The 6,339-nt window shown below is 66.6% G+C and carries 4 protein-coding genes and 1 rRNA gene; 3 read left to right on the top strand and 2 right to left on the bottom strand.

The annotated features are described in order from the left end of the window. Positions 1-196 precede the first annotated feature (196 nt). Positions 197-311 (top strand): 5S ribosomal RNA (rrf, locus tag ABE483_RS17795). Positions 312-750: 439 nt separating this feature from the next. On the opposite strand, the gene ABE483_RS17790 is transcribed toward rrf, so the two are convergent. Next, a complete protein-coding gene (locus tag ABE483_RS17790; protein ID WP_346464588.1) occupies positions 751-2,481 on the bottom strand; it encodes a M28 family metallopeptidase in 1,731 nt (576 codons plus the stop codon). A gap of 54 nt (positions 2,482-2,535) precedes the next feature. Next, complete coding sequence (locus ABE483_RS17785; RefSeq protein WP_313212752.1) at positions 2,536-3,198, bottom strand: hypothetical protein; 663 nt, start codon at positions 3,196-3,198, stop codon at positions 2,536-2,538. On the opposite strand from ABE483_RS17785, the gene ABE483_RS17780 reads away from it, so the two are divergent. After that, on the top strand, positions 3,197-4,621 hold the full coding sequence (locus tag ABE483_RS17780) for a peptidoglycan DD-metalloendopeptidase family protein (protein ID WP_313212751.1): 1,425 nt from the start codon (positions 3,197-3,199) through the stop codon (positions 4,619-4,621). The genes ABE483_RS17785 and ABE483_RS17780 overlap by 2 nt on opposite strands. Before the next feature lie 126 nt (positions 4,622-4,747). After that, entirely contained in the window at positions 4,748-6,274 is a 1,527-nt protein-coding gene (locus ABE483_RS17775; RefSeq protein WP_346464586.1) for a S41 family peptidase, read from the top strand. The last annotated feature ends 65 nt before the right edge of the window (positions 6,275-6,339 follow it).

Below are 6,339 nucleotides of genomic sequence, written 5' to 3'. Positions count from 1 at the left end.
AGTGAAACGCAGCTGCGCCGATGGTAGTGTGGCCTAAGCCATGCGAGAGTAGGTCATCGCCAGGGTTTTTACCCCGAAAACCCCGCTGCTCACGCAGCGGGGTTTTCTTTTATTGCAGGCACCTGGTTTTTGCAGGTATCTGTTTCTCGGAAGAGACCTCTGCTGAGCTGGCGCAACGCGCTGCTCCAACCGTCTCCTTGGTGAAATTAGCGCTGTGGCACCACCCGATCCCATCCCGAACTCGGAAGTGAAACGCAGCTGCGCCGATGGTAGTGTGGCCTAAGCCATGCGAGAGTAGGTCATCGCCAGGGTTTACACCCAAAACCCCGCTGCTCACGCAGCGGGGTTTTTTTTGTCCTTCTCCCAACGGAGGAGAGCGTCTCATTTCACGTGCCACAGCAGATGAGCACGGTCATGCGTATGCGGCCAGTGCGGCGGGTGTCGTTGGGTAGGTTCTGTGTTTTGGCAATGGTGGCGTCTCCGCTTACATCCTCCGCGAGCGTGAGGACCCCGCAGCGCTCGGTAGGCTCCTCGGCAAATGTCCCCCGGCCGACGCCTGCAGGCGGCGGCCGGGGGACATTCGCCGGCAAGGGTATCGCGGCCCACCGCCCGGCCAACCTAGCCGCCGCCGCACTTGGAAAGCTGCCGCGCTTCATGCTCGTCACGCGGAGGGGAAAAGAACCAAAAAAAACGGCGCCCCGAAAGGCGCCGTTTTCATGAAGCAAAGATCACGTCACAGCAACCAACCGCTTAGCGCGCAGACTCCGCGGCCGGCGTCTCAGCGCCCTTGCCCTTCATCATCGCATCGCGTGCCGCCTTGAACGGATTGCCTTCGTACCAGTTCGGCCAACGATCGCCGCCAGCCAGTTCCTTGCCAACCCCATACAGCAGCTGCAGATCCTCAACCGTGCCATCCAGCTTCCAGGTGGCCGGATCGAACTCGTCCTTCGGGCCGTGGTACCGGTGGCTGCCGTAGTCCTCGGCGGCCTTGCGGCCCGCTTCGACACCGCCGTCACGCAGATCCTCACCCCCGTCTGCATACAGCGCTGGCACCCCCGCCTTGGCGAAGTTGAAGTGATCCGAACGGAAGTAGAAACCGCTCTGCACCGCGGTCTCGCCGTGCAGGGTACGCCCCTGGTTAGCGGCCAACGGCTTGAGGATGTCTTCCAGCTCGGAGCTGCCGAAGCCGGTCACGGTCATGTCCTTGGCACGGCCCGCCACCGACATCGCATCGATGTTGATCACACCGGCGATCTTGTCCAGCGGGAAGGTCGGGTGGCTGACGTAGTACTTCGAGCCCAGCAGGCCGGACTCTTCCAGCGTCACTGCAAGGAACACCACCGAACGCTCCGGTGCCGGCTGCTGGTGCACCATCGCATCGGCGACTTCCAGGATGCCGGCCACGCCGGTCGCGTTGTCGACGGCACCGTTGTAGATGGTGTCGCCCTGCTCACCCTCGTGCTTGCCCAGGTGATCCCAGTGCGCCATGTAGAGCACGGCTTCATCGGCCCGCTTGCTGCCCGGCAGGACACCGACCACGTTGCGCGACTTCTTCTCGGCGATGGTGCTCTTCAGATCGAAGGACACCTTGGCCTTCAGCGGCACCGGCTTGAAGCCGCGCTTGCTGGCGTCCTTGTAGGCCTTGTCCAGATCCAGGCCGGCCTCGGCGAACAGCTGGCGTGCCGCCTCGGCGCTCAGCCAGCCCTGTGCGGGCAGACGCGCTTCCGGGTCATCCTTGGCCGGCAGGTCGTACTGCGGGCCGGCCCACGAGTTCTTGACCACGTCCCAACCGTACGATGCACCGGCGGTGTCATGCACGATCAGCGCGGCGGCGGCGCCCTTGCGTGCGGCCTCTTCGAACTTGTACGTCCAGCGCCCGTAATAGGTCATGCGCTTGCCGTCGAACAGCTTCTCGTCGTTGACGTGGAAGCCGGGATCGTTGACGAACATCACGACCGTCTTGCCCTTCCAGTCCTGGCCGGCATAGTCGTTCCACTTCTGCTCCGGCGCATCCACGCCGTAGCCGACGAAGACCAGGTCGCTGGCCTCGACCTTCACGTCCGGCTGGCCGCTGCGGGTACCGATCACCATGTCGGTGCCGAACTTCAGCTCGCGGGTCTTGCCGGCCTGGTCCAGCGTCAACACGGTCGACTCATCGGCCGTGGTCTCGGTCATCGCCACGTCCTGGAACCAGCTGTCGCCGTTGCCGGGCTGCAGGCCGATGCGCTGCATCTGGTCGCGGATGTAATTGACGGTCAGCTCTTCGCCCTTGCTGCCCGGCGAGCGGCCTTCGAATTCATCCGAGGCCAGGGTCTTGACCAGCTCGGCGAAGTCGCCGGCGTTGATCTCGGGCGAGAAGGCATGGCCCGGCGCGGTCGGTGCCGCGTCAGTGGCGGGTGCCGCGGTGGGCGCGGCGGATTCGCCCTTGCACGCGGTCAACGCAGCGGCAGCGGCAAGGCACAACAGAAGTTTGCGGGGCATCATCGGTTCCTGGAACGGGAAAGGCGGGTGCGCATGGCACCAGTCACCACCATATCAATCCTGCGGTGCGGTGTCGGTATCGAAGGGCACGGCCACGGCGCCGCTGACCGGGCCGATGCGGGCAGTGCGGTGCACATACAGGGTGACCTCGCGCTCGAACTGCAGCGACCCGTTGACTGCCGCGTTCGGTCCGATGATCACGCGCGGCTTGCGGCCGGGGGTCAGCGACAGGTTGAAGTTCGGCTTCTTGACCTCGATCCCGCCTTCGACCTGCGAACCCACGCCCACGGTGATGTCGCCGTTGACGGTTTCGATGCCGCGCGCCACGCGCGTTTCGACCAGCCCGATGCTGCCGTTGACCGTTTCCAGCCCGCCGTCGATCTGGGTGCCGCGATCCAGGAAGATGCCGCCGTTGACGGTGTCCACGCCGCCACTGGCAACCACTTCGCGCCCGACCCGCACGCTGCCATTGACCGTGGAAATGCCGCCGGTGCGCGCGCGATCCGCCACGCGGATGCCGCCGTTGACGGTTTCGATGCGACCGGTGACCGCACCTTCGGCGACCTTGATGCCGCCGTTGACCGTCTCCAGATTGCCGTAGCTTTGGCCGGCCTCGGCGGAGATGCTGCCGTTGACCTTGCTGATGTTGTCGCTTGCGAAGGCCGGCGCACAGGGCAGCGTCAGGGCCAGCAGCAGCGGAAGCAGGGAGCGTTTCATGGGAACCTCGATGGTGGAGCGCGGCTGGCAGGCCGCCTGCAGGAATGTCACCATGCATCGTTGCAATCCGCATCTGCCTGAAGTCACTGGAAAGCCCTTGCGCCACAACGCCTTTTCCTCACGCCGGGATAACAATCCGACCGACGGACGCGGTCGCACGCAGTGGCTGACCCCGGCGTTGCGCGCGCTGCTGCTGGCCGTGGCCGTTCTCGGCGCCAGCCCGCTGGCGGCGCAATCCTCCAAGGAAGCCGAACGCAAGCTGCAGAAACTGCGCAGCGAGCTCAAGGGCGTGGCCCAGGAGCGGCGGAATCTGGAAGGTCAGCGCGGGCAGGCGTCGCGCCAGTTGCGCGATGCCGATGAGAAGGTCGCCCGCACCGGGCGCGTGCTGGCCCAGACCGAAACCGCACTGCAGCGCGAAACCCGCGCCATGAACGAACTGCAGGCCAAGCGCGATGCGCTGCAGGCCGGCCTGCAGCAGCAGCGCGCGGAACTGGCCTCGCTGCTGCGCGCGGCGTACCGCATCGGCAACAACGCACCGTTGAAGCTGCTGCTGTCGCAGGACCGTGTCGCCGATGCGAACCGCAGCCTGGCCTATCACCGGTATCTGCAGCGCGAGCGCGCGCAGCGTATCCAGTCACTGACGGCTGATCTCACCGAACTGCAGCGCGTGGAGACGGAAATCGTCGAACGACGCAAGGCACTGGAAGGCACCCGCCAGCAGCAGAAACAGCAGGTTGCCACGCTGGCCGACGATCGTCGCGAGCGGGCGGCCACGGTCGCCTCGCTGGACGAGCGGTACAAAGACCGCAGCGAGCGCGAAAAAGCCCTGGGCCAGGATGCCAAGGCATTGGAAACACTGCTCGCGAATCTGCGTGCGGCCGCCGCCCGTGCCGAGGCCGAGCGCCGTGCTGCCGCGCGACGTGCCGCCGCGGAGAAGGCGGCCGCCGAGAAGGCTGATCGCGCCGCTGCTGCGAGCGGCACGCGCCCGCCGCCGCGCGCGACCAAGACGCCCCCTGCGGTTGCCTCCGCGCCCGCGCCCAAGGTGGGCGGTCTGGGCTGGCCGTTGTCGGGCAATCTGCTCGCCCGCTATGGCGGCAAGCTGCCCGATGGCCGCACCAGCAGTGGCGTGCTGATCGGCGCGCCCGCCGGCAGCACCATCACCGCCGTGGCAGATGGCACGGTGGTGTTTTCCGATTGGATGACCGGTTACGGCATGATCCTGATCGTGGATCACGGCAACGGCTACATGAGCCTCTATGCGCACAACGACACCCTGCTGCGTGATGCCGGCGCCACGGTGAAGAAGGGCGAGGCCGTGGCCAAGGTCGGCAATTCTGGTGGCCAGGGCGTGACCGCGCTGTACTTCGAACTGCGCCGCAATGGACAGCCGGTGGACCCGGGCAGCTGGCTGCAGCGGCGATAAACCGCGCCCAACACGGGGGCGCCGCCAGGCACGGGGTTCAACGGGAATTTATCGTCGCTTCGCGCATAATCGGGCGACGCACCCCCGTGCGTGGTCAACCGTCCCCCGCTCATCCTGGAGTGCTTCATGCGCGTAGCCCGTTCCGCCACCTTGCTGCTGGCCCTGTTGCCCGCGGTGTCCTGGGCGCAGCAGACCGCCGAAGCGCCGGCACGCGGGGCCGATGCGGCCACCACGGAAGAAGCGGTGACCTCACGGGTTCCGTTGGAAGAGATCCGCCGCTACGTCGCCGTCTACAACGCGGTGCGCGCCGCCTATGTGGATCCGGTCGACGACAAGAAGCTGATGCAGTCCGCCATCCGTGGCCTGCTGCTGGACCTGGATCCGCACAGCACCTACTTCGACAAGGAAGACGCCGAAGCCTTCGATGAGCAGGCCAACGGCGCCTACGACGGCATCGGCGTGGAGCTGCAGCAGCAGCCCGACAACAGCAGCCTGAAAGTCATTTCGCCGATCGACGATACCCCGGCCGCACGCGCGGGCATTCTTGCCGGCGATCTGATCATCGCCATCGACGGCAAGCCGATCAGCGCGATCGAAGCCACCGAACCGCTGCGCGGCGTGGCCGGGACCAAGGTCGTGCTCACCCTGGTGCGCGAAGGCAAGCCCAAGCCGTTCGATGTCACCGTCACCCGCGAGACCATCCGCGTCACCAGCGTGCGCAGCAAGATGCTGGAGCCTGGTTATGGCTACATCCGCCTGAGCACCTTCCAGGCCGACACCGGTGCCGATTTCCAGAAGCACGTTGCCCAGCTGCAGCAGCAGGCCGGTGGCAAGCTCAAGGGCCTGGTGCTGGATCTGCGCAGCAACCCGGGTGGCCTGCTCACCGCCGCCGTGCAGGTGGCCGACGATCTGCTCGAGAAAGGCAACATCGTCAGCACCCGCGGCCGCATCTCGATCAGCGATGCCCGTTTCGATGCGACCCCGGGCGATCTGCTCAAGGGCGCGCCGGTCGTGGTGCTGGCCGACGCCGGCTCGGCCAGTGCCTCCGAAGTACTGGCCGGCGCGTTGCGCGACAACGGCCGCGCGCGCGTGGTCGGCAGCCGCACCTTCGGCAAGGGCTCGGTGCAGACCGTACTGCCGCTGGACAACGGTGACTCGGTGAAGCTCACCACCGCGCGATATTTCACCCCGAGCGGCAAGTCGATCCAGGCCACGGGCATCATCCCCGACGTGCTGCTGCAGCCGGAGAAGCGCGCCGGCGATGACGACCTGCCGGCCAGCCTGACCGATTACAGCGAAGCCACGTTGCCCGGCCACCTGCGCGGTGACGAAGAAGGCACCGAAGGCTACAAGGCCGGTGACGTGCTGCCGGGCGATGGCCCGATCAATGACGCGCTGGCCGAGTTGAAGCAGCCCGGTTCGGTGCTGGCCCGGCAGAAGGCAGAGGCCGCGAAGAAGCCGGCGGCCAAGCCGGCGGCGGCAGCGGCAGCGGTGGCAAAGCCTGCCGATGCAACGGTCAAGCCGGCAGAAACGAAGCCTGCAGAGACCAAGCCGGCAGAGACCAAGCCGGCCGAACAGCCTGCGGCTGCACCGGCTACGCCCGCACCGGCCAAGCCGGAAGCCCCGGCCTCGACGGCACCGATCAAGCCCTGATCGGTAGTGCCGGCCGCTGGCCGGCGCTGCTCGAATCCAACCCTGCGTGGAGCCGGCCAGCGGCC

The organism is Stenotrophomonas sp. TWI602 (assembly GCF_039674045.1).
Classification (GTDB): domain Bacteria; phylum Pseudomonadota; class Gammaproteobacteria; order Xanthomonadales; family Xanthomonadaceae; genus Stenotrophomonas.
The sequence above is the reverse complement of the archived record's forward strand: the minus strand, read 5'-3'. Positions and strand labels throughout refer to the sequence as shown.